Raw genomic sequence first — 21,341 nt, forward strand, 5'->3', positions numbered from 1 at the left:
CTTATAAAAAGAGGCCGGAGCCAAAGCTCCGGCCTCACTCAATTTCCCATTAGATTAAGTGAGCGATCAAGGAATCGCCCTCCCCTCAGCCGAGTTAACGCAGGGTCCTTGCTGGGGTTACTTTTCAGAACACTCCGCAGGACGCAAGAAGCCCTCGCCGCACGAAGTGCGCAGCGAGGGCTTCTTGCATGTCCGAGGACGTTCTGAAAAGTAACCCCAGCAAGGACCCTGCCGTTTACCGACTACAGGTCGATGTGCGATTCCTTGATCGGGAACGGCTCGGCGAAGTGGCACGCGCAGCAGTGACCCGGGGCAACTTCCTTAAACTCAGGAAGCTTCTCGGAGCAGATGCCCTGCGCGATCGGGCAGCGCGTGTGGAAACGGCATCCGGTCGGCGGATCCAGCGGCGACGGCGGATCGCCAGCGAGAATGATGCGCTTGCGGGTCTTCTGGATATCCGGATCGGGCACCGGCACAGCAGACAGTAGCGACTGCGTGTACGGGTGGTGCGGCTCACTGTAGAGCGTCTTCCAGTCCGAAACCTCGACCATCTTGCCCAGATACATAACGGCAACGCGATCAGAAATGTGCTGCACGACAGAGAGGTCGTGAGCAATGAAGAGATAAGCCGTACCGAACTTGTCCTGGAGCTCCTTAAGAAGGTTCAGAACCTGGGCCTGAATGGATACGTCAAGTGCAGAGACGGGCTCGTCGCAGATGATCAGCTTGGGCTTCAGAGCGAACGCGCGGGCGATGCCGACACGCTGGCGCTGGCCGCCCGAGAACTCGTGCGGATAGCGGTTGATGTGCTCGGGGTTCAGACCGACGACGTCCAGCAGCTCGCGGACGCGCTCGATACGCTCTTCCTTGGTACCCACGCCATGAATGGTCATGGGCTCAGAAACAATCTCGCCGATGGTCATGCGAGGGTTGAGCGAAGCATAGGGGTCCTGGAAGATGAACTGCATCTCGCGACGCATATCCTTGATCTCGTGCTTGCTCATCTCGGCAACGTCTTTGCCCTGGAAGAACACTTTGCCTGCCGTCGGCTTGGTCAGGCGCATGATGGTGCGGCCCGTGGTGGACTTACCGCAGCCAGACTCGCCGACCAGGCCAAAGGTCTCGCCCGGATAAATCTCGAACGAAATGTCATTCACAGCAGAGACGACACGCTTGGAGAAGCGCTTGACGAACATGCCGGACTCAGCGGGGAACTCCTTAGAGAGGTGCTCGACCTTAAGCAGCGGAGTACGCTCGTTGGTATCTGCCATTACGCCTCGCCTCCCTTCTTGGAATCCTTGCGAGTACGGGACGTCTCAGGAGCGTTCTTGAGGAACTCGGGGTCACCGGAGTAGTGGCACGCAGAGTAATGACCAGACTCGGTAACAACGCGCTCGGGGCGCTGCTTGCGGCACTTGTCCGTCGCATAGGGGCAACGAGGCGAGAACACGCAACCCTCGGGCAGGTTCATGAGCGAGGGCGGGTTGCCGTGAATCGGCGTAAGCGGCTTCTTCTCATCGATAGCCTGCTCCGGGATGGAGCGGATAAGACCCCAGGTGTAGGGATGGCGGCTCTCGTAGAAGATTTCCTCAGCAGTACCGAACTCGACGGGACGACCGGCGTACATAACCATGATCTTATCGGCCATATCGGCGACAACACCCAGGTCATGGGTAATCATGATAATGGCGTTGCCGTTCTTCTCCTGCATCTCCTGCATGAGCTCGATAATCTGAGCCTGAATGGTAACGTCCAGAGCAGTCGTGGGCTCGTCGGCAATCAGAATATCGGGATCGCAGGCAAGAGCCATAGCGATCATGACACGCTGACGCATGCCGCCGGAGAACTGGTGCGGATACTCGTTGACGCGCTTCTCGGGCTCGGGGATACCAACGAGGTCCAAAAGCTCGGTGGCGCGCTTGAGCGCCTCCTGCTTGGAGTAGCCACGGTGCAGACGAAGGCCCTCGCCCACCTGCTTACCGATCTTATAGACCGGGTTAAGGGAGGTCATAGGATCCTGGAAGATCATCGCGATATCGTTACCGCGAATGTGTTGCATCTCTTCCTCGGTCATCTCGAGGATGGAACGACCGCGATAGCGAACGTCACCGCCCTCAATCTTTCCCGGAGGCATCGAGATAAGGCCCATGATGGTCATGGCGGTCACGGACTTACCAGAGCCGGACTCACCGACGACACCCAGGGTCTCACCGCGATCGAGCGTGTAGGACACACCATCGACGGCGCGAACGACGCCATCCTCGGTGTGGAAATACATCTTAAGGTCATCGACCTCGAGCAGATGCTGGCCCTCGGGAACCGGCTGGTCCTTCAGGTCCACATAGTTCTTGTTCTTCTTCATCCTTATGCGTCCTTCATCTTGACGTCGAGGGCGTCGCGCAGACCGTCACCAAGCAGAGTGAAGGCGAGCACCGTCGAGAGAATTGCCAGACCGGGCATGATCATCATCCAGGGAGCAGTCAGAAGATACTGCTGACCGTCCTGAATCATGGAGCCCCACGAAGGCGTAGGCGGGATAACGCCCATGCCGAGGAAGGACAGAGCGGACTCGGTCAGAATAGCGCCACCAATGTTCATGGTCGCGTAGACCACGATAGAAGCAACGGAGTTCGGGAAGATATGGCGCATAACGATACGGGCATCGGATGCACCCATAGCGCGAGCGGCGTCAACATAGTCGTTCTCTTTGACCGTCAGAATCGCGGATCGGAAGACGCGCGCAATCGAAGGCCAGCCGAGAATACCGATGGCGATAAAGACGTTCTGAAGACCACGGCCGATAACGGCGATCATGGCGACAACGAATAGGACGTACGGGAACGCCAGGAAGATGTCCGCGCAGCGCATGATGATCGTATCCCAGATGCCACCATAGAAACCGGCGAGGGCGCCCATGACCAGACCGATCACCGTGGAGATGGCGGTGGCCATAATACCGACGGAAAGCGAAACGCGTGCACCGTAGATAACACGGACGAGAATGTCACGACCAAGGGAGTCGGTGCCAAACGGGTGCTCGGCACACGGAGCCAACAGCGAAGTCTCGGCCATGGTAGTCGAGTCGGAGGCCGTCGGCGAACCGAGCCAGGGCTTAGCCCACAAATCGGCGGTCAGGGCAACCACAACAACGATGATAATCCAGCAGACACCGATAACGGCGAGCTTGTTCTTACGAAGACGCTTGAAAGCGTCGCCCCACAGCGTGCGGGACTTGGCGGGAGCAGATGCGGCCTTGGTGGCGGTAGCCTGCCCCTGAGACTGAGAATCAGTTTCCTGCATGAGACGTACCTCCCTTAAGCCTTATCCGACGGACCGCCAAGGCGGATGCGCGGGTCGAGGAATGCATAGCTAATGTCGACGAGCAGGTTGATCACCATAACGACGACAACGATGAGCGTAACGCCGCCCATAACGATGGGCCAGTCGCGCATGCTGATGGCGCGGTAGACCTCATAGCCAATACCGGGCCAGTTAAAGACCGTCTCGGTCAGGATGGCGCCCGAAAGCATGGCGCCGAAGTCGACACCAATATAGGTAACGACGGGGATGAGTGCATTCTTAAGCGCATGCTTGATGATGATCGCACGATTGGAGAGACCCTTGGCCTTTGCTGTGCGGATGTAATCCTGGTTCATGACGTCGAGCAGCTGCGAGCGCATGATGCGGGCAGCATAGGCGGTCGAAACCGAAGCCAGCGTAATGGTCGGAAGCACATAGTGCATCCAATCCTGATACTGAGAGCTGGAACCACCAGCACCCGAGATCGGCATGGAGAAAGCGCCGCCGGTGGCATCCTTGAGGATGACACCAAAGAACAGCTGCAACAACATACCGAGCCAGAAGGCAGGAACGGCAACGAGGATCGACGTGGTCAGCGTTACCAAAATATCCCAGAAGGAGTAACGCTTTACTGCCGAAATGATACCCGCACCGATACCCATGATTGCCTCGAGCACGATGGCGCACGCGGCAAGTTTGACCGTATACGGATACTTCTGGGCAAAGATTTCCGTAACCGGCAGCTTGCGCTGATACGAATTACCCAGATCGCCATGAAGCAGGCCGTTCATGTAATACAAGTAACGGTCCACGAGCGACGTTTGAACGGGGTCGCCGTTCTCGTCAAGAATCGCGTTGCCATCCTCGTCCGACTGGACCAGGTGATAGCGAACGCGAAGCTGAAGCTCCACCTCGGGGGACAGAGCCTTGTCTCCACCGATCAGCTTGATCGGATCTCCCGGCACGATATTCTGGAGGGCGAACAGAATCAGCGTGACGCCCAAAAACACCGGGATGAACTGAAGCACACGTTTAACGATGTACTTACCCATACCACTCCCCTATCTAGGGATTAACCTAAATGGGATGCCGATCGCCAGACCGGCATCCCAAAATTACCATCAGCCAGTTTACCCCAGGTTAGGGGGAACTGTATGTTTCCCATGAGGTCTACGTAAATACTTGACCCTCATGGAAGCTGCAACTCTTAGGCGAGCTCAGCGGTACCCAGATCGGCGTGCTTCTGCGGATCAACATAGAGGTGCTTGATGCGATCGGAGCCGGCGATGGTGTGCGTGTAGAACATCACCGGGATGACCGGGCAGTCGGCAGCGACCATAGCGTCGGCCTCCTGCATCTTGGCGATACGCTCATCGTCGTCAACCGTGGTACGAGCCTCGTCAACCTTAGCGTCGAACTCGGGGTTGCTGTAACCGGAACGGTTGTCGCCGCCGAGGGAGTCGGAGTGGAACAGCGGGTACAGGAAGTTGTCCATGATCGGGTAGTCGGCGATCCAGCCCAGACGACCGAACTGATAGTTAAAGTTCTGATACTGCTCGAGCAGGGCAGACCACTCAGGGGTATCGGAAGTAGCGGTAACGCCCACCTTGGCGAGGTCACCGATGATGGACTCCATGATCTCCTTGTGTCCACCGTCCTGGTTGTAGGACAGGGTCACGTTGATGCCGCGGTCGCCGTTGGCGCCGGCAGGAGCAACCTTGTCGAGGTACTCGTTGGCCTTATCAACGTTGTACTCGCAGAACTCCCATGCGCCCTCCTTGTAGCCGGCGATTCCCGGAGGAACGATGCCGTCAGCGGGGGTACGGGTGCCCTTGAAGATGGTCTTGCAGATGGCCTCACGGTTGATGGCCAGGGAGATGCCCCTACGCAGGTCAGCGTTATTGAACGGCTCGGCCGTGTTGTTGCAGGTCAGGTAGTACGTGGAAGGCTCGGCGCCGAGCAGCATGCGCTCGCCGTCACCCATGGTGTAGCCGTCCTTGGACACGCCGCGATCCTTCTTGGCGGCGTCGATCTGAGCAACGGGAACGTCGCAGACATCGAGGTTACCGGCCTGGAACTCCTTGTAAGCGGTCTCCATGTCCTTGATGACCTGGAAGTGGATGCCATCGATCTTGGCCTTGTCGCCATAGTAATCGTCGAACTTCTTGAGGTTGATCTCCTGACCATCCTCCCACTTGCCGTCCATCATGAACGGGCCGTTACCGATCGGGGCAAGGTAGAAGCTCTTGACATCGGACTCGGCGCACTCGGGAACCGGGGCCAGAGCCGGGTGAGATGCGACGAAGGGGAAGTCGGCGTAAGCGGAAGACAGCTTGACGACGAGGGTCTCATCGTCGGGGCAAGTAACACCGCTGAGCTCAGTAGCGTTACCGGCAAGCAGATCGTCATAGCCCTCGACCATGGAAAGGTGATAGGAGACCTCGGAAGGACCATACTCGGTAGCGATGGCCGACTTGGTGTTGACCAGACGCTCCCAACCGAGCTTGAAGGACTTGGAGGTAACGTCGTCACCGTTGTGGAACTTGGCCTTCTTGATCTTGAAGGTGAACTCGGTGGCGTCATCGTTGGCCTCGAAGGACTCGCAAGCCAGCGGGACAATCTCGCCCTTCTCGTTGTCGTAGGTGGTCAGAGCATCGAACAGCTGGTAGTTGACCTGAGTGCCCTGATCCTCCTGGACGTTGTAGGGGTCGATGCAAACCGGGTTGTTAATGTAGAAGTTCAGCGTCGAACCGGACTCAGAACCGGAAGCGTCGCCGCCCTTCTTGCCGCATGCGGCAAGAAAAGCCATGGAGCTCGCAGCGAGGGTGCCGCCAACAAAGGCGCGACGACCCATAACGGGCTGGTGGAACATAGAATCAGCCATGCCATCCTCCTTATGAGATAGGACAAAGTGAATTCGATTGGGCAACGTCGAGACAACCCGATCGAACCATTCAAACGCGGTCCGCCGTTATGGCTGGTTATGCAATGCGGGCCAACGTTTTCAATACAGTAGCGCATTTTATGCACAATTTGGCGCTGATTCCGGTTAACGGTCGAGAATTTCTTTAGTTAGGCGAAGTATGTGGGGATATTTTGACCCTGTTACAAACATGTAAACAAAAAGGGTCCCGCACTTGCGGAACCCTTTTCAAGCGTATATGCAACTCGAGCTTAGTAGCCCACGATGCCCTGGGGGAAGAAGAACATGCACAGCACGACGCACACGGCAAACACGACAGCCATGATAACGGTCAGGCGGTCCAGGTTCTGCTCCATAACGCCCGTGGCAGAGGTGGAATTATACAGAGAGCTGGCGATCATATCCGAAACACCAGTGCCCTTACCGGAGTGCATCAGAACGAGAATCGTCAGCGCCACGGCAGACACAGCCCAAACGACAAACAGAAGAATCTGGAACGGACCCATAGATAAGCTCCTTAATAGAACAATTCAAACTCCAGTACTGTACCACAACCTCGAGCACTCCCCCATCTGCCATTTGGGGACGGGGTAGAAATAGCGCAAAAGGGGGTTGCCCGGACGTGGACAACCCCCTTACAAGAAAACGTTAGTTGTTTTCTTTAGGCCTCGGTGGCGAGCACGCGACCCGTCATCTCGGCGGAAGGCTCAAGACCAGCCATGGTGAGCATGGTCGGAGCGATATCGGAGAGACGACCGTCCTCGATACCGGTAAGCTTGGCCTTCTCATCAACGATGATGAACGGCACACGGTTGGTGGTGTGAGCCGTAAACGGATGCTTGGAACCGTCGGTAGCGACGTCAAACATGTGGTCGGCGTTGCCATGGTCGGCGGTGATCAGCGCAAAGCCGCCCTTGGCGAGAATCGCCGGGACAACCTTGGAGAGAGCCTCGTCAACGGCCTCGACAGCCTTGACGGCAGCATCGAACACGCCGGTGTGACCAACCATGTCGCAGTTCGCGAAGTTCACGATGTAGAAGTCAGCGCGATCCTCGTTAATAGCGGAGACGAGCTTCTCGGTAACCTCGGGAGCGCTCATCTCGGGCTGCAGATCGTAGGTAGCAACCTTGGGGGAAGCGACGAGCACGCGCTCCTCGCCCTCCTTGGGCTCCTCGATGCCACCGTTGAGGAAGAACGTCACGTGGGCGTACTTCTCGGTCTCGGCGGTGTGCAGCTGCTTCAAGCCATTGGCTGCGATGACGTCGGCCAGGACGTTCTCGGGGAACGTCTTGGGGAAGGCGACATCAACGTCAAACGTCGGATCGTACTCGGTCATCGTCACAAAGTGCGAAAGCTTGATCTGCTCACGCTCAAAGCCGTCGAACTCCTTGTCCGTGAAAACGCGGGTCATCTGACGGGCGCGGTCGGGACGGAAGTTGAAGAAGATGGCCGCGTCGCCCTCGTGGATGCCCTCGTTGTGGGCAGCGAAGGGCTCGACGAACTCGTCGCCGCGCGGGTCCTTCTCGTAGTAGGCCTTGATACCGGCAACGGGGTCGGTATCGGCATCGGACGCGTTGACCATGACGTCGTAGGCGCGCTGGATGCGCTCCCAACGATTATCGCGGTCCATGGCCCAATAACGGCCCGAGACGGTGGCAACACGAGCGTCGCAACCGGTCTCCTCGGAGATCTTAGCCAGGAAGGCGCAGAACTCGCTCATGTAGCCGGCACCGGACTGCGGATCGACGTCGCGGCCATCCATAAAGGCGTGAACGCGAACGGTCTTGATCCCATGCTGGGCAGCCATCTTGACCAGAGCCTCGACGTGGTTCATGTGGGAGTGAACGCCGCCAGGGCTCATAAGGCCCATAAGGTGAAGGGTCTTACCCTCGGCCTTGACATCGTCCATAGCCTTGACGAAAACCTCGTTCTTGGCGATGGAGCCATCCTTGATGGCGTTGTTGATGCGCGAAAGTTCCTGGAAGACGATGCGGCCGGCACCGATGTTGAGGTGGCCCACCTCGGAGTTGCCCATCTGGCCGTCGGGAAGGCCCACGTCCTCGCCCGAAGCGCCGAGCGTGGTGTGAGGATACTTCTCGTACAGGCTATCAAGGAAGGGCGTCTTGGCAGCGGCGACGGCGTTCTCGCCATCGGCCGGAGCCAGGCCGCAGCCATCCATGATGATCAGGAGTGCAGGAAGGTGACGCTGTGCCATATGTCCTACTCGCCTGCCTTGACGACCATAGAGGCGAAGTCGGCAGCCTTGAGCGAAGCGCCGCCCACGAGGGCGCCGTCAACGTCGGGCTTGGCGACGAGCTCGGCGATGTTGCCGGGCTTGGCAGAGCCACCATAGAGAACGCGGATGCCGTTAGCGAGCTCCTCGCCGAACATCTCCTTGAGGGTCTCACGGATAGCGCCGCAGACCTCCTGAGCGTCCTCAGCGGTAGCGGTCTTGCCGGTGCCGATGGCCCAGATGGGCTCGTAAGCGACGACGACCTGCTTGGGGCAGGTGATCTCAAGACCAGCAAGGCCAGCCTTGACCTGGTTCACGACGTGCTCGACATAGGTGCCAGCCTCGCGGACCTCGAGGGACTCGCCGCAGCAGAAGACGGGAACAAGACCAGCGGCAACGAGAGCCTTGGCCTTCTTGTTCTGGTCCTCATCGGTCTCGTGGAAGTAGTCGCGACGCTCGGAGTGACCGATGATGCAGTAGGTGCAGCCAGCGGACTTGAGCATGTCGCAAGAGGACTCACCGGTGAAGGCACCCTTGGCCTCCCAGTACACGTTCTGTGCACCGAGGGCAATGGGGGCAGCCTGAATGCGGTCATGAACCGTGGTGATGTCGATGGTCGGAGGGCACACGAGCACCTCGACGCCAGCCGGAACCTCGGGCAGAGCCTGAGCCAGCTCGTCGGCGAGCTTGGCGGCCTCGGCGACGTCGTTGTTCATCTTCCAGTTACCAGCGATAAGAAGGGTGCGATTAGGCATCGAGAAGCGCCTCCACTCCGGGCAGGGCCTTACCCTCGACGAGCTCCATGGAAGCGCCACCACCGGTGGAGATCCAGCTCATCTTGTCGGCCAGGTTGAACTTGTTGACAGCTGCGACAGAGTCGCCGCCGCCGATGATCGAGGTGCAGTCGGCCTCGGCGACAGCCTCGGCGATAGCCTGGGTGCCGTGAGCGAAGTTGTCGAACTCGAAGACGCCCATGGGGCCATTCCAGAACACAGTCTTGGCGCCCTTGACGGCCTCGGCGTAGAGCTCCTCGGTCTTGGGACCGATGTCCATGCCCTCGCGGTCATCGGGGATAGCGTCGGAAGCGACAACCTCGGGGACAGCGTCCTCGCCAAAGTGATCGGCAACGCGGTTGTCGATGGGGAGCAGGATCTTGACGCCCTTCTCCTCGGCCTTCTTGAGCATCTCGCCAGCGCGCTCGACCCAGTCCTCTTCCTTGAGGGACTGACCGACGGTCAGGCCCTGAGCCAGGAAGAAGGTGTAGGCCATGCCGCCACCGATGATCAGGGTATCAGCGGAGTCGATGAGGTGATCGAGAACGCCAATCTTGGAGGAAACCTTGGAACCGCCGACGATAGCGACGAAGGGGCGCTCGGGCTCGGCGAAGATGCCGGTCAGCGTGTCGACCTCCTTCTCGAGCAGGAAGCCAGCGACTGCGGGCAGGTAAGCGGCGGGGCCCACAACGGAACCCTGGGCGCGGTGAGCGGTACCGAAGGCATCGAGGACGAAGACGTCGCCATAGGAAGCGAGGATCTTGGCGATCTCGGGATCGTTCTTCTTCTCACGCTTGTCAAAACGGACGTTCTCGAGAACGAGGACCTTGCCCGGCTCGACGGCGGCGACGGCCTCGGCGGCCTTCTCGCCATAGGTGTCGACGACGAAGGCAACGTCGAGACCAGAGAGCTCAGCGAGCTTCTTGGCGACGGGCTCGAGGGACAGCTCGGGCTGGAAGCCGGTGCCCTCAGGACGGCCGAGGTGGCTCATGAGGATGACGCGAGCATTGTGCTCAACGAGATAGTTGATGGTGGGCAGGGCAGCCTTGATGCGGGTGGTGTCGCCAACGACGCCATCCTTGATAGGCACGTTGAAGTCAACGCGGACGAGAACGCGCTTGCCGTCGACATCGATGTCGCGGACGGTCTTCTTGGTAAAGGCCATGTTTGCTTCTACCTTTCGTACGTGTCTGCCTTCCATTACGGCAGACGATTTCCTATAAAAAGGGCGCGACCTTAGGGTGTAAGCCCTATAAGGCCGCGCCCTTCTTTAGACGCTCAACGAGCTATTCGCTAAAAGCTAAATTAAGCAACGAACTTCTCGAAGTACTTGATGGTGCGGACCATCTGAGAGGTGTAAGAGTTCTCGTTGTCGTACCAAGAGGTGACCTGAACGAGGGTCTGGCCGTTGCCGAGGTCAGAGCACATGGTCTGAGTGGCGTCGAAGATGGAGCCGTGGGTCTCGCCGATGATGTCGGTGGAGACGATGTCGTCCTCGTTGTAACCGAAGGTCTCAGAGATGGTGGCAGCGTAGGCCTTCATAGCAGCGTTGACCTCGTCGACAGTGACCTTCTTGTCAACGACAGCGTAGAGGTTGGTGATGGAGCCGGTCGGCGTCGGGACGCGCTGAGCGGCACCGATGAGCTTACCGTTGAGCTCGGGGAGAACCAGGCCGATAGCCTTGGCAGCACCGGTGGAGTTGGGGACGATGTTGACGGCGCAGGCGCGGCTACGACGCTTGTTGCCCTTGCGCTGCGGGCCGTCGAGCGGCATCTGGTCGCCAGTCCAGGCGTGAATGGTGGTCATGATGCCGGACACGATGGGAGCGAAGTCGTTCAGACCCTTGGCCATCGGGGCGAGGCAGTTGGTGGTGCAGGAAGCAGCGGAGATGATGTTGTCCTCAGCGGTCAGCGTCTCGTGGTTGACGTTGTACACGATGGTGGGCAGATCGCTGCCAGCCGGAGCGGAGATGACGACCTTCTTGGCGCCAGCGTTGATGTGGGCCTGAGCCTTAGCCTTGCTGGTGTAGAAGCCGGTGCACTCGAGAACGACGTCGACGTCGAGGTCGCCCCAAGGCAGGTTGTTGGCGTCGGCCTCCTTGTAGATCTTGATCTCCTTGCCGTCAACGGTGATGGAATCCTCGCCAGCAACGACCTCGTGATCGCGAGCGTAGTTGCCCTGCGTGGAGTCGTACTTCAGCAGGTAAGCGAGCATGTCGGGAGAGGTGAGGTCGTTGATAGCGACGATCTCGGAGCCCTCATGACCGAACATCTGACGGAAGGCCAGACGACCGATGCGACCGAAGCCGTTAATAGCAACCTTTACTGCCATTGTGTCTCCTTTCGTAAGGCCCCCGCAAGCTACAGCGCCTGCCGTTGAGGCCCACAAACTAACCACTCGCCTAATATACCTTTTTTTGGACTTGAATTTCACGAGAATGGTCGAAATTGAAAATCAAATTTACGTTAAAACGTTTTAAAGAATAAAATAGCAGCTAAATCCGTATATAAGTCGATACTTTAAACTACCTGTTTGCTTCAATGAGCTTTTCAAGCCTCAAAACTCGATGGTAGAGGGCCGACTTCGACAAGGGAGGGTCAGCCATCTCCCCCAAATCACGCAGCGACAGATCGGGGTAGCGCTCGCGCAGGTCGCAAAAGACCGCCAATGCATCCGGAAGCTCATCGCGAAGGCCACGCTGCTCGAGCTCATCGATCAACGCAAGCTGATGTTGGGCAGCACCGGCGCTTCTGGTCTGGTTGGCGAGCTCGGCATTCACGCGACGGTTCACATCGTTCTTAACCAACTTGACCGCGCGCGCTTCCTCAATCTCGGCAACGCTGCGCTTGGCACCAATCAGCTTTAAAAGATGCTCGATCTCCTCGGCGCTCTTAATGTAGACAGCAAAGGATCCGCGCCGCGCGTTAACGCGCGCATGGACCCCGATCTGCTCCAATAGATCGCAGAGTCCCCGGGCATACTGCTCGCCCTGCACCGCGATCTCCAAATGAAAGTCGCCGCGGGGATCGGCCACGAAACCGCCCGCGATGAGCGCGCCACGGATGTAGGCAAGCCTGCAGCAGGGACGGGCAACGATGTGCCGGGGAACACCGGCGACGAGCCCTCCCCTGCGGTCGAGAATGCCCAGCAGCACCAGAGCCTTGTCCAGGTCGGGTTGATCGGGCAGGGTAATGAGATAGTTACGGACCTTATGCAAGACCGATTTACGAACGGTGAATTCCGTTTTGAGCTTAAGGATGCGATGCGTCAGTGTGATCATCGTGCGCGCGACGGCGCCCGTCTCGGTCGCGACCGTCAAACGATACCGCCCGGAGCCGGCCAGCGAAAGTGTACCGCTCACGCGCGTCAGGGCGGCAAGCGTCGACAAATCGCAGTATTCACATTCAGGTTCGCAGCGCGCAAGCTCGTCGCGCACCTCCGCGGTAAACGACATGCAGGCCTATGCTTTCGTGTTCGCGCGCGACAGGTCGCGATGGGAAATGCTCACGTGATACTGGGCACCTTCCAAATAACGTGCCGTGGCCTCGGCGATGGCAACGCTGCGGTGTTGGCCGCCCGTGCAACCGATGGCAATAGAAAGCTGCGGCTTGCCCTCCGCGATATAGCCGGGCATGACCGTATCGAGCAGCTGCGTCCAGGCCTTCCAGAACTCCTGGGTCTTAGGATGGTCCAGAACAAAGTCGGAGACTTTCTTATCGAGACCGGTCATGGTGCGCATCTCGGGATCGTAGAACGGATTGGGCAGGAAGCGAACGTCGATCATGATGTCCGCCTCGACGGGCATACCGTGCTTAAAGCCAAACGAGAACACGTGAACGTCCATGAGCTGCTGGTCGGACAACTCGGAGAACGCCATGCGCAATTTGTTGCGCAGGGCAGAGGTGCGCAGGCGGCTCGTGTCGATGATCATATCGGCTCGATCGCGCACACCCTGCAGCTGCAGGCGCTCGCGCTGAATCGCGTCGGCCGTAGTCTCCCCCGGCTTGGCAATGGGATGGCGGCGGCGGTTTTCGCTATAACGACGGATCAGCACCTCGTCAGAAGCCTCCAGGAACACGATGTCGCAGCTCATCTCGCGCTCTTCGAGCGCAGCGACCGCATCGAGTAACTCGTCAAACAGTCCCTGGCTACGCAAATCGCAGGTGACGGCAAGATGCCTGCCCACGCCCGTATTGATGCCGACGAGTTCGGCAAGCTGGGCGATCAGACGCGGAGGCAAGTTGTCGATGCAAAAGTAACCCATGTCCTCGAACACATGCATGGCCTGCGTTCGGCCCGATCCGGACATTCCGGTGATGATGACGATATCGGGGATGCGCTCCGAGCGCTCCGCCGCATCCATGGCATCTCCCTTTTGCATGTGCTGCCTCCTAAAAACAAGCGCGGAACCCAGCAACCCGGATCCCGCGCGGTCAATTGCCTATATTGAGTATACCGCCCCGAGCGGATACGAGGCCTGTCTTACGCCTCAAGCGCAGCCTTGAACCAACTCGTAATACTCGTGGGGTGCGTGATGGCGGTGCCGACGACAACGGCCCAGGCGCCAGCATCGATCGCGGCGCGAGCCTCCTCGGGCGTATGCACGCGACCCTCGCAAATGATGGGAAGGCCGGGGAATTCCTCGGTCGCCTGACGCAGGAGCGGCAGATCGGGGCCATCGGCCATGGTGCAGTCGATGGCGGCGACACCATGAGAGAGCGTGGTGGATACCAGGTCGAAGCCCATATCAACCGCACGGCTAATGTCCTCGATGGTGGCACAGTCCGCCATCAGGAGCACACCCTCCTCGTGCAGCGGGCGGAAGGTATCCTCGACCGTCTTGCCATCGGGGCGCGGACGATCGGTGGCGTCGATCGCCACGATATCGGCACCGGCAGCGACGCAGGCGCGGGCGTGACGCAGCGTCGGCGTGATGTAGACGCCCTCATGCCCATCCTTCCACAGGCCGATGACGGGAACCTCACAGCGACCCTTAATGGCGGCAATGTCGGCAAGGCCCTGGCAGCGAATAGCGGCGGCTCCGCCGAGCTCGCAAGCGCGAGACATTTGCGCCATGGTCTCGGGCGTACGAAGCGGCTCGCCCATATACGCCTGAACGCTCACGACGAGCTTGCCCTTCAGGGATTGAATCAAAGGATCGACGGTCATAAGGCTGCAACCTTTCTCAGAACAGCCTCCCGAGGCGTGTTGTCTCGGGAGGCTCCTACAGCAGATACGTTTACTTCAACGAGGCGAGAAGATGCTCAGCGGCACCGATGAGCGGAGCATCGCCCTCCAGAGAACCGATGAGGATCGGCGTGTCCTGAAGCGGATCGAGCGCCTGGCTGGCATAGCCCTCGTGCACCGAATCCTTCCATGTCTGCGAACGCCAATCGGGACCTTGGTGAATCACGCCGCCCGAAAGCACGATGACCTCAGGGTCCAGGATGTTAGCGAGCGAGCCCAAGCTGGCACCCAGCGCAAAGCCGGCGTCATGGATGACCTCGGTCGCCTTTGCGTCGCCCGCACGGCACAGGTCGTTTACGTCGCGTCCGACAGAAGGACGGCTGGGGTCAACGCGACCAAAGCGCTCGTCATACATTCGACCAATGGAAGTGCCCGAAGCAACCGACTCCAGATGGCCAGAACGCCCGCAGGCGCAGGGAATGCCGGCGGCAGCCGAGCACTCGATGTGGCCCATATGGCCAGCAGCACCATGGAAGCCCTGCATCACGCGGCCGTTCTCGACATATGCGCCGCCGATGCCCGTACCGATGCCAAGACACAAGACGGAGAACTTGCCCTTGCCGACGCCCCAGTGGGCCTCGCCCAGAGCATGAGCCTGCACGTCGCCTACAACGGCAACGGGAAGACCGAGGTCCTCGCGCAGACGTGGCCCCAACTGAACGCCGGACCAGCCGGGCATGATCTCATTGGCATACGCGATGGCGCCCGTCTTGGGATCGACGACGCCGGCGGCACCGATACCGACGCCAAGGACCTCGACATCGGGATTCGCCTCGAGAGCAGCCTTGATGGACGCCTCGATACGCTGGAAGACGGCCTCGCCGCCCTCTTGGGCCTCGGTGGGAACCTCAGCTTCAAAGACCGGATGGGGCACGCCGCCATCAGTCGGATACTCCATAATGGCAGTCGCAATCTTGGTGCCGCCGATATCGACGGAGCAAACGTACTTGTTCTCCATGTCGCTCTCCTTAGGAGATTAAAACAACTACAGGAAATGAGGGCAGAATTATCGCCACAGGTTGATAAAGGTTTCCCAGCTGCCCGAGGTTGGGGCGAAAGTGGTCGGGCGTTGACCTAATGGGTCACGCCCGACCACTTGAGCCCCAAGATCGGGTGCCTGGAGAAGCTTTACAGCAGACCGTTGTCCTGGAGAACCTTCCTGATCGCCTCGACGTTCTCGCCGGTCATGGCCTTCACCGGGCGCGGCATGGTCGGGCTGTCGAAGATACCCATGAGGTTCATAGCGGTCTTGAAGGCGCCGACGCCACCGGCATAGCCCTGGACGCCCGAGGTGACATCCCAGATGTGCGAAATCTCATTGAGGCGATCCTGCTCGGCCTTGACGGTAGCCCAGTCACCAGCCTGAGCGGCCTTCCACTGACGCACGTAGCCCTCGGGCTCAACGTTGGCGAGACCCGGGACGGAACCGTCGGCGCCACCAAGGTAAGCGCCGTCGACAACGACCTCGTGACCGGTGAGGATGCTCATCGGATGGCCGTTCTTCTCGTTCTCCTGAACGAGGTAGCGGAACGAGATGTCATCACCCGAGGAATCCTTAACGCCAGCAAGGACGCCCTCGGCGCCGAGCTTGGCAAGGAGCTTCCAGGGGAGCTTGGTGTGAACGCAGACGGGAATGTCATAGGCAAAGATGGGCAGGTCGAGCTCCTCGTGCAGGATGCGGAAGTGCTCCTCGACCTCGGTCATGCCCTGCAGGGCATAGAACGGGCAGGTGGCGACGAGGGCATCGGCGCCCAGTTCCTGAGCGACCTTACCGTGCTCGATCATGCGCTCGGTCTCGGTATCGATGATGCCGACCAGGACAGGCACACGGTGGTCGACGATACGGACGGCCTCGGCGATGATCTGGCGACGACGCTCGTCGGTGGAGAATACGACCTCGCCCGAAGAGCCCAAGAAGAACAGACCGTCGACGCCGGCGTCGATCATGCGGTTGATGCTGCGCTCAAAGGAGGCAACGTCGAGCTGATGGTCTTCGGTATCGGGAACAACGACGGGGGGAATAACGCCGGTGAATTGCTGAGTTGCCACAAGAATCTCCTTAGTTGTCTAGCGGGCGGCCCTATGCCACCCACTCTTGTTGGCAGTGTCCAGGCCGCCTAGGCCAAAGAACACGGGTAGAACGTTTGGTTAAAGAAGTCGACGACTTCGTTTTCGAACGCATTGATGCGCTCATGAGCGTATTTGGCATAGATGATATGCCTCCGGTCACACTCAAGACCGTTGAATACGGCAAACTGGCCCTTGGGAGCACTCACGGCATCCATGAGCGATGTGCCCATGAGTACCGATCCGCGCACCCGAGACGACAGTGCCTCGAGGCCGCCGGGAAGCGGATTGGCAACTGCCGCGCAGGCAAGGCCCCGCTCGTCCAGAGCACAAACCGCCAGCGCGACTCCTCCGCCAAGACCCTCGCCCCATGCAAACATGCGGTCGGGATCCACGCTGTCAAGATTGCGTGCGACCTTCGACAACGCGCAGCCCCAACGGATGCGTTTGACAAAAGCAGGCGAGGTGATCCCCTGCTGCAGATCGCTGCACCCAATCACATCATCGTCCAGCGCAAGCACGGCATATCCCATGGCGGCAAACCTCGTCATGTGATGCCATCCACGCACGGGCCGGTCAATGTCATGGAACATCAGGCACAGCGGCACAAGCTCGGATGTCCGGGCGCGACCAGCGGGCTCAATCAGGCGGCCGTGTACGACATCCCCGCCGACCTCAAAGGAGACCTCGGAGTAGCGCGCGCACGGATTGGCAAAATCAATCGCCGTAACGGTCAACCCGCAAACCTCAGGATTCGATACGGCTGTACACAAATCGGAAATATCCACCGAAGTATCGCCGCGCCAATCCCGGAAATCGGAGAGCTTTGACGAAACCGTCCCGGGAATCCCCGTAAGCTCGGGGACAATCAGCTCATCGACATTGCTTTCGCACTTAGACATGAGCCTCCCCTCCCTTGCAGAAAAACGGAATGATCAGATCGTCAAAGTCCTGAATCTCCTCGTGGCCAAAGCCCTCAAAGAACTCATGGCGCTTCTCGCAGGTCAGGTTGTTGTAGACCGCAAACTGCGTTGCCGGCGGGCAAACGATATCGGCAGTTCCCGTGCCAAACAGCACGGGGCATTTGACCATGGGGGCGAAGTTCTTGGAGTCGAAGTACGCAAGCTTTGCATAGGCTTCATCAATACGAGTCGAGTCCTCATCAAACCAGCGCGACCAATAGCGAAGGCCCTCGTAGGCAATATCATCGGCATCCAAATCCCAGACCAGGCGGAAATCCGACAGGAAGGGATAGAGGATGGCGGCGCGATTGATAAGCTCGCTGTTAAGCGCGCAGGTCGCAATACCCAAGCCGCCGCCCTGCGATGCGCCATTCACAAATACGCGGGCAAAATCGATGCCCTCGAGCTCGCGAACGATACGGCATAGGATGCGGATGTCCTGATGCAAGCGGACATAGTAGAGGTTGGCCGGGTCGCCGTCGATACCGGCGACGATATGGCCCGCGACCGTTGTGCCCTCAAATCCACCAATGTCCTCGGAGGGACCTCCTTGGCCAGGACAATCGAGAGCGATCAGCGCCATGCCCATACCAGCAAACGACGCCTGCTCAAACCAGCTGCGGCTTGCACCCGGATACCCATGGAACTGAAGCACCAATGGCACGGGCTCGTCCGAGACGGGCTTAAGGTACTTGGCATGCAGGCGGGCGCCGCACATACCGGTAAACCAGAGGTCGAAAAGCTGGCAAGTCACAGCATCGGCGACCGATGCCGCCTCAATCGCATAGTCAAGCCCAACGGCGTCGGCCTCGGCCATGCGATCTTTCCAAAAGAAATCGAAATCTGATGGACGGGGCATGGCGCCTCGATATTCACCAAATTGCTGCTGTAGCTCCTGAGCACTTGGCATGGCTCGTGAACCCAACCTTTCGAAATCGCAACGGAGGTGCGCCCGGCAAGGGAACCGGGCGCACGGGAGGGAAAGCGAACTTACTCGCCGAGCTTGGGGTGCAGCAGCGACGGCGCAGCGCCGAGCAGCATCTTGGTGTAGGGGTCCTGGGGGTGCTGGAAGACCTGCTTGGCCTCGCCCTGCTCGACGATCTTGCCACCATTCATGACGATGATGTCGTCGGAAATATAGCGGACCGTCTGGATGTCATGGCTAATGAACACCATGGCCAGGCCGAGCTCCTTCTTAAGGTCGGTCAGCAGGTTGAGAATCTGCGCGCGGACCGAAACATCCAGAGCCGAGGTGGGCTCATCGGCGATGATAGCGTCGGGGTTCAGCGACAGGGCACGGGCAATTGCCACGCGCTGGCGCTGACCACCCGAAAGCTGGCCGGGAAGAACCTCGGCGGCAGAGCTGGGCAGACCGGTGAGCTCCAGGAGCTCCTTGACGCGCTTCTCCTGCTCTGCCTCGGTGCCCAGGTTGTGGACGCGCATGGGGTCGAGCAACTGCTCGCGAACGACCATGCGGGGGTTGAGCGCCGTGGCCGGGTTTTGGAACACGACCGAGATGACGCGACCCATGTGGCGACGGTCCTCGGCGGTACGCTTGGTAACGTCCTTGCCCTTAAAGTAGACCTTGCCGCTCGTGGGGGCCTGCAGGCCGCACATGACGTTGGCGGTGGTGGACTTGCCGCAACCGGACTCGCCGACGATGCCGATGGTCTGTCCGGGCATGAGCTTAATCGTTACACCCTGGACGGCGTGAACCAGGTTGGGGTGCAGAATCGAGCCGGTACGGGTCCTAAAGGTGACGTGAACATCATCAAGGAAGATGATCGGCTCGACGCCGTTGACTGCGGTCTCGCTCATCTACATCACCTCCGCGTGAGGGGTCAAACCATTTGCCTTGAGCACCTCGTCGGGGAGCTCGGAATAGAAGTGCTCGGTGCCAGGTACGCGCTTGAAGACCGGACGGGTGTCCAGGCCAATGCGCGGATGGCTCGAGCGGGGCGCGAAGCGATCGCCCTTGGGAAAATCGCGCGGGCTCGGAACGGCGCCGGGCACCTGGTGCAGGCGGCCCGAACCGCTCTCGATGGACAGAACGGAGCCCAGAAGACCGCGGGTGTACTCGTGGATCGGGTTGGTGAGCAGCTCCTTGGTGGGCGCCTGCTCGATAACCTGACCGGCGTACATAACCGTGATGTTATGGGCAACCTCGGCGACCAGAGCCAAGTCATGCGAGACGAAGATCATGGCAAAGCCGAGCTTGGCCTGAAGATCGTTGAGCAGCTTGATGACCTGCTTCTGGACGGTAACGTCCAGAGCGGTCGTGGGCTCGTCGCAGATAACCAGCTTGGGGTCGCGGGTAAGGGCCATAGCGATCAGGACGCGCTGACGCTGGCCGCCGGAAAGCTCGTGCGGATAGCTCTCGAGCGTACGCTTGGGATCGAGGCCAACGAGCTCCAGGAGCTCCTCGGCGCTGCGGGTGCCGCCGCGCTTGGTGAGCTGCTTCATCTGAGCGGAGATGAGCATCGAGGGGTTGAGCGAGGACAGAGCGTCCTGATAAACCATGGCGATATCGGTACCGCGCAGGCCGAACCACTCCTTCTTGCTCATCTTGAGCAGGTCACGGCCTTCCCAGAGGACCTCGCCGGAAAGATGCTCGTCCTCATCGGTCAGGCCCATGATGGCCAGCGTGGTGATGGACTTACCGCAACCGGACTCGCCCACCAGACCCATGGTCTGACCGGGGCGGACATCAAAGTTGACATGGTCGACGACGTTGATATCACCGTGGTGCTCAAACTGGATGCAGAAATCGCGGACCGAAAGGATCGGCTCGACAGACTCATCGGGCACGTGGCGGTCGTTACGCTTGAGCTCGACATCGCGCAGGGCGCCAAGGCGAGCGGAGAGGGACTGAGCCTGCTCCTTGTAGGCACGAACGGGGTCGGAGACCAGCAGGTCGGCCTCGCGGCGCTTGGAAGAATCGGTCGGATCCAGGGCAGCGGAGGGAGCGGCGGCCATAGCGTCGGTAATGCCCTCGGACAGGATGTTGAGCGCCAGACAGGTGATCATAATGGCCAGGCCCGGGAACAGCGCCTGCCACCAACGGCCGGCGAGCACGCCACCGCGGGCGTCGGCAAGAATGTTGCCCCACGTAGCGGTGGGCTCCTGGATGCCAGCGCCGATGAAGGTCAGCGAAGCCTCGAAGATGATGGCGTCTGCGACCAGGGTGACGGTAAAGACCATGATCGGGGCGATGCAGTTGCGCAGAACATGCTTGATCAGAATCCACGGAGCCTTGGCGCCGGACACGATGACCGCGCGGACATAGTCCTCGCCGTACTCGGACACGATGTTGGCGCGCACGATACGGGCGATCTGCGGGGTGTACATAAAGCCGATCGCAAAGATGATCGACGGCACGGAATTGCCCAGGATGGAAACGAAGACGGCTGCGAGGGCGATACCCGGGATGGACATGATGATGTCCAGGATACGCATGATCGCCTCAGAGACAGACTTGCGCGAAACCGCCGCAAGAGCGCCGACAACAGAGCCGCAGACCAAAGCCATGGCGGTAGCACCAAAGCCGATGATCAGCGAGTAACGGCCGCCGTAGAGCATACGCGAAAGGATGTCGCGGCCCTTGTCGTCGGTACCGAAGATAAAGCCGCCACCAGGCGCCTGGCGCGCGGTGAAAATATCGACCGGGCTATAGGGGGCAAGCAGGGGTGCCAGGATCGCAGTCAGGGCGACCAGCACCAGCACGACGGCGGCAATCTTAGAAGATAGCGCCATCTTCTTCCAGCCACCGAGCTTGAGCCCCTTGGAAGCAGCCTTCTCGAGCTGTTCGGTTTGCTTCTCTCGAATCTTTACCATAA

General features: G+C 59.6%; 19 protein-coding genes. All 19 read right to left on the bottom strand.

Features of this window, described 5'->3' with window-relative positions:
• Nucleotides 1-242: 242 nt before the first annotated feature.
• The gene (locus DXD94_RS09200; protein ID WP_117763868.1) at nt 243-1,271 is read right to left on the bottom strand and encodes an ABC transporter ATP-binding protein; all 1,029 of its coding nucleotides are present in this window, start codon (nt 1,269-1,271) and stop codon (nt 243-245) included.
• Complete coding sequence (locus tag DXD94_RS09205) at nt 1,271-2,362, bottom strand: ABC transporter ATP-binding protein (RefSeq protein ID WP_117564867.1); 1,092 nt, start codon at nt 2,360-2,362, stop codon at nt 1,271-1,273. The genes DXD94_RS09200 and DXD94_RS09205 overlap by 1 nt, the downstream gene beginning before the upstream one ends.
• 2 nt (nt 2,363-2,364) lie before the next feature.
• Complete coding sequence (locus DXD94_RS09210) at nt 2,365-3,300, bottom strand: ABC transporter permease (RefSeq protein ID WP_117735337.1); 936 nt, start codon at nt 3,298-3,300, stop codon at nt 2,365-2,367.
• Nucleotides 3,301-3,314: 14 nt separating this feature from the next.
• Nucleotides 3,315-4,352: an ABC transporter permease gene (locus DXD94_RS09215; RefSeq protein WP_117735338.1), complete on the bottom strand. Its 1,038-nt coding sequence runs from the start codon at nt 4,350-4,352 to the stop codon at nt 3,315-3,317.
• 155 nt (nt 4,353-4,507) lie between these two features.
• Nucleotides 4,508-6,184: an ABC transporter substrate-binding protein gene (locus tag DXD94_RS09220; RefSeq protein WP_117735339.1), complete on the bottom strand. Its 1,677-nt coding sequence runs from the start codon at nt 6,182-6,184 to the stop codon at nt 4,508-4,510.
• A 290-nt stretch (nt 6,185-6,474) separates the two neighbouring features.
• Nucleotides 6,475-6,729: a preprotein translocase subunit SecG gene (gene secG / locus DXD94_RS09225; RefSeq protein ID WP_117735340.1), complete on the bottom strand. Its 255-nt coding sequence runs from the start codon at nt 6,727-6,729 to the stop codon at nt 6,475-6,477.
• A 155-nt stretch (nt 6,730-6,884) separates the two neighbouring features.
• Complete coding sequence (gene gpmI / locus DXD94_RS09230; protein ID WP_117735341.1) at nt 6,885-8,438, bottom strand: 2,3-bisphosphoglycerate-independent phosphoglycerate mutase; 1,554 nt, start codon at nt 8,436-8,438, stop codon at nt 6,885-6,887.
• Nucleotides 8,439-8,443: 5 nt separating this feature from the next.
• A complete protein-coding gene (tpiA, locus tag DXD94_RS09235; protein ID WP_022094882.1) occupies nt 8,444-9,211 on the bottom strand; it encodes a triose-phosphate isomerase in 768 nt (255 codons plus the stop codon).
• Nucleotides 9,204-10,394, bottom strand: coding sequence for a phosphoglycerate kinase (pgk, locus tag DXD94_RS09240; RefSeq protein WP_117763869.1), 1,191 nt, complete (start codon nt 10,392-10,394; stop codon nt 9,204-9,206). The genes tpiA and pgk overlap by 8 nt, the downstream gene beginning before the upstream one ends.
• A 140-nt stretch (nt 10,395-10,534) precedes the next feature.
• Nucleotides 10,535-11,560 (bottom strand): type I glyceraldehyde-3-phosphate dehydrogenase, encoded by a 1,026-nt coding sequence (gene gap / locus DXD94_RS09245; protein ID WP_117735344.1) that lies wholly within the window; start codon nt 11,558-11,560, stop codon nt 10,535-10,537.
• A gap of 193 nt (nt 11,561-11,753) precedes the next feature.
• On the bottom strand, nt 11,754-12,683 hold the full coding sequence (gene whiA, locus DXD94_RS09250) for a DNA-binding protein WhiA (protein ID WP_117735345.1): 930 nt from the start codon (nt 12,681-12,683) through the stop codon (nt 11,754-11,756).
• A 6-nt stretch (nt 12,684-12,689) separates the two neighbouring features.
• A complete protein-coding gene (gene rapZ / locus DXD94_RS09255) occupies nt 12,690-13,610 on the bottom strand; it encodes an RNase adapter RapZ (protein WP_022094878.1) in 921 nt (306 codons plus the stop codon).
• A 101-nt stretch (nt 13,611-13,711) separates the two neighbouring features.
• Nucleotides 13,712-14,398 (bottom strand): N-acetylmannosamine-6-phosphate 2-epimerase, encoded by a 687-nt coding sequence (locus DXD94_RS09260; RefSeq protein ID WP_117763870.1) that lies wholly within the window; start codon nt 14,396-14,398, stop codon nt 13,712-13,714.
• 70 nt (nt 14,399-14,468) lie between these two features.
• The gene (locus DXD94_RS09265; RefSeq protein ID WP_117735347.1) at nt 14,469-15,434 is read right to left on the bottom strand and encodes an ROK family protein; all 966 of its coding nucleotides are present in this window, start codon (nt 15,432-15,434) and stop codon (nt 14,469-14,471) included.
• 170 nt (nt 15,435-15,604) lie between these two features.
• Nucleotides 15,605-16,525, bottom strand: a complete 921-nt coding sequence (locus DXD94_RS09270) for a dihydrodipicolinate synthase family protein (RefSeq protein WP_117735348.1) — start codon at nt 16,523-16,525, stop codon at nt 15,605-15,607.
• 68 nt (nt 16,526-16,593) lie between these two features.
• Nucleotides 16,594-17,445, bottom strand: coding sequence for an acetylxylan esterase (locus tag DXD94_RS09275; protein ID WP_117743839.1), 852 nt, complete (start codon nt 17,443-17,445; stop codon nt 16,594-16,596).
• Nucleotides 17,438-18,415, bottom strand: coding sequence for an acetylxylan esterase (locus DXD94_RS09280; RefSeq protein ID WP_117763871.1), 978 nt, complete (start codon nt 18,413-18,415; stop codon nt 17,438-17,440). Before DXD94_RS09280 ends, DXD94_RS09275 begins: the two co-directional genes overlap by 8 nt.
• 80 nt (nt 18,416-18,495) lie before the next feature.
• Entirely contained in the window at nt 18,496-19,323 is an 828-nt protein-coding gene (locus tag DXD94_RS09285) for an ABC transporter ATP-binding protein (protein WP_006236159.1), read from the bottom strand.
• Nucleotides 19,324-21,339 carry a dipeptide/oligopeptide/nickel ABC transporter permease/ATP-binding protein gene (locus DXD94_RS09290; protein ID WP_117735351.1) on the bottom strand — a complete coding sequence of 672 codons (2,016 nt, stop codon included), beginning with the start codon at nt 21,337-21,339 and terminating at the stop codon, nt 19,324-19,326.
• Between the last annotated feature and the right edge of the window lie 2 nt (nt 21,340-21,341).

The organism is Collinsella sp. TM10-22 (assembly GCF_003466125.1).
GTDB lineage: Bacteria > Actinomycetota > Coriobacteriia > Coriobacteriales > Coriobacteriaceae > Collinsella.

What these genes read in the sequence shown, in the direction of transcription:
- DXD94_RS09200 (WP_117763868.1), bottom strand. Translation starts at nt 1,271, where the DNA reads ATGGCAGATACCAACGAGCGTACTCCGCTGCTTAAGGTCGAGCACCTC.
- DXD94_RS09205 (WP_117564867.1), bottom strand. Translation starts at nt 2,362, where the DNA reads ATGAAGAAGAACAAGAACTATGTGGACCTGAAGGACCAGCCGGTTCCC.
- DXD94_RS09210 (WP_117735337.1), bottom strand. Translation starts at nt 3,300, where the DNA reads ATGCAGGAAACTGATTCTCAGTCTCAGGGGCAGGCTACCGCCACCAAG.
- DXD94_RS09215 (WP_117735338.1), bottom strand. Translation starts at nt 4,352, where the DNA reads ATGGGTAAGTACATCGTTAAACGTGTGCTTCAGTTCATCCCGGTGTTT.
- DXD94_RS09220 (WP_117735339.1), bottom strand. Translation starts at nt 6,184, where the DNA reads ATGGCTGATTCTATGTTCCACCAGCCCGTTATGGGTCGTCGCGCCTTT.
- secG (WP_117735340.1), bottom strand. Translation starts at nt 6,729, where the DNA reads ATGGGTCCGTTCCAGATTCTTCTGTTTGTCGTTTGGGCTGTGTCTGCC.
- gpmI (WP_117735341.1), bottom strand. Translation starts at nt 8,438, where the DNA reads ATGGCACAGCGTCACCTTCCTGCACTCCTGATCATCATGGATGGCTGC.
- tpiA (WP_022094882.1), bottom strand. Translation starts at nt 9,211, where the DNA reads ATGCCTAATCGCACCCTTCTTATCGCTGGTAACTGGAAGATGAACAAC.
- pgk (WP_117763869.1), bottom strand. Translation starts at nt 10,394, where the DNA reads ATGGCCTTTACCAAGAAGACCGTCCGCGACATCGATGTCGACGGCAAG.
- gap (WP_117735344.1), bottom strand. Translation starts at nt 11,560, where the DNA reads ATGGCAGTAAAGGTTGCTATTAACGGCTTCGGTCGCATCGGTCGTCTG.
- whiA (WP_117735345.1), bottom strand. Translation starts at nt 12,683, where the DNA reads ATGTCGTTTACCGCGGAGGTGCGCGACGAGCTTGCGCGCTGCGAACCT.
- rapZ (WP_022094878.1), bottom strand. Translation starts at nt 13,610, where the DNA reads ATGCAAAAGGGAGATGCCATGGATGCGGCGGAGCGCTCGGAGCGCATC.
- DXD94_RS09260 (WP_117763870.1), bottom strand. Translation starts at nt 14,398, where the DNA reads ATGACCGTCGATCCTTTGATTCAATCCCTGAAGGGCAAGCTCGTCGTG.
- DXD94_RS09265 (WP_117735347.1), bottom strand. Translation starts at nt 15,434, where the DNA reads ATGGAGAACAAGTACGTTTGCTCCGTCGATATCGGCGGCACCAAGATT.
- DXD94_RS09275 (WP_117743839.1), bottom strand. Translation starts at nt 17,445, where the DNA reads ATGTCTAAGTGCGAAAGCAATGTCGATGAGCTGATTGTCCCCGAGCTT.
- DXD94_RS09280 (WP_117763871.1), bottom strand. Translation starts at nt 18,415, where the DNA reads ATGCCAAGTGCTCAGGAGCTACAGCAGCAATTTGGTGAATATCGAGGC.
- DXD94_RS09285 (WP_006236159.1), bottom strand. Translation starts at nt 19,323, where the DNA reads ATGAGCGAGACCGCAGTCAACGGCGTCGAGCCGATCATCTTCCTTGAT.
- DXD94_RS09290 (WP_117735351.1), bottom strand. Translation starts at nt 21,339, where the DNA reads ATGGTAAAGATTCGAGAGAAGCAAACCGAACAGCTCGAGAAGGCTGCT.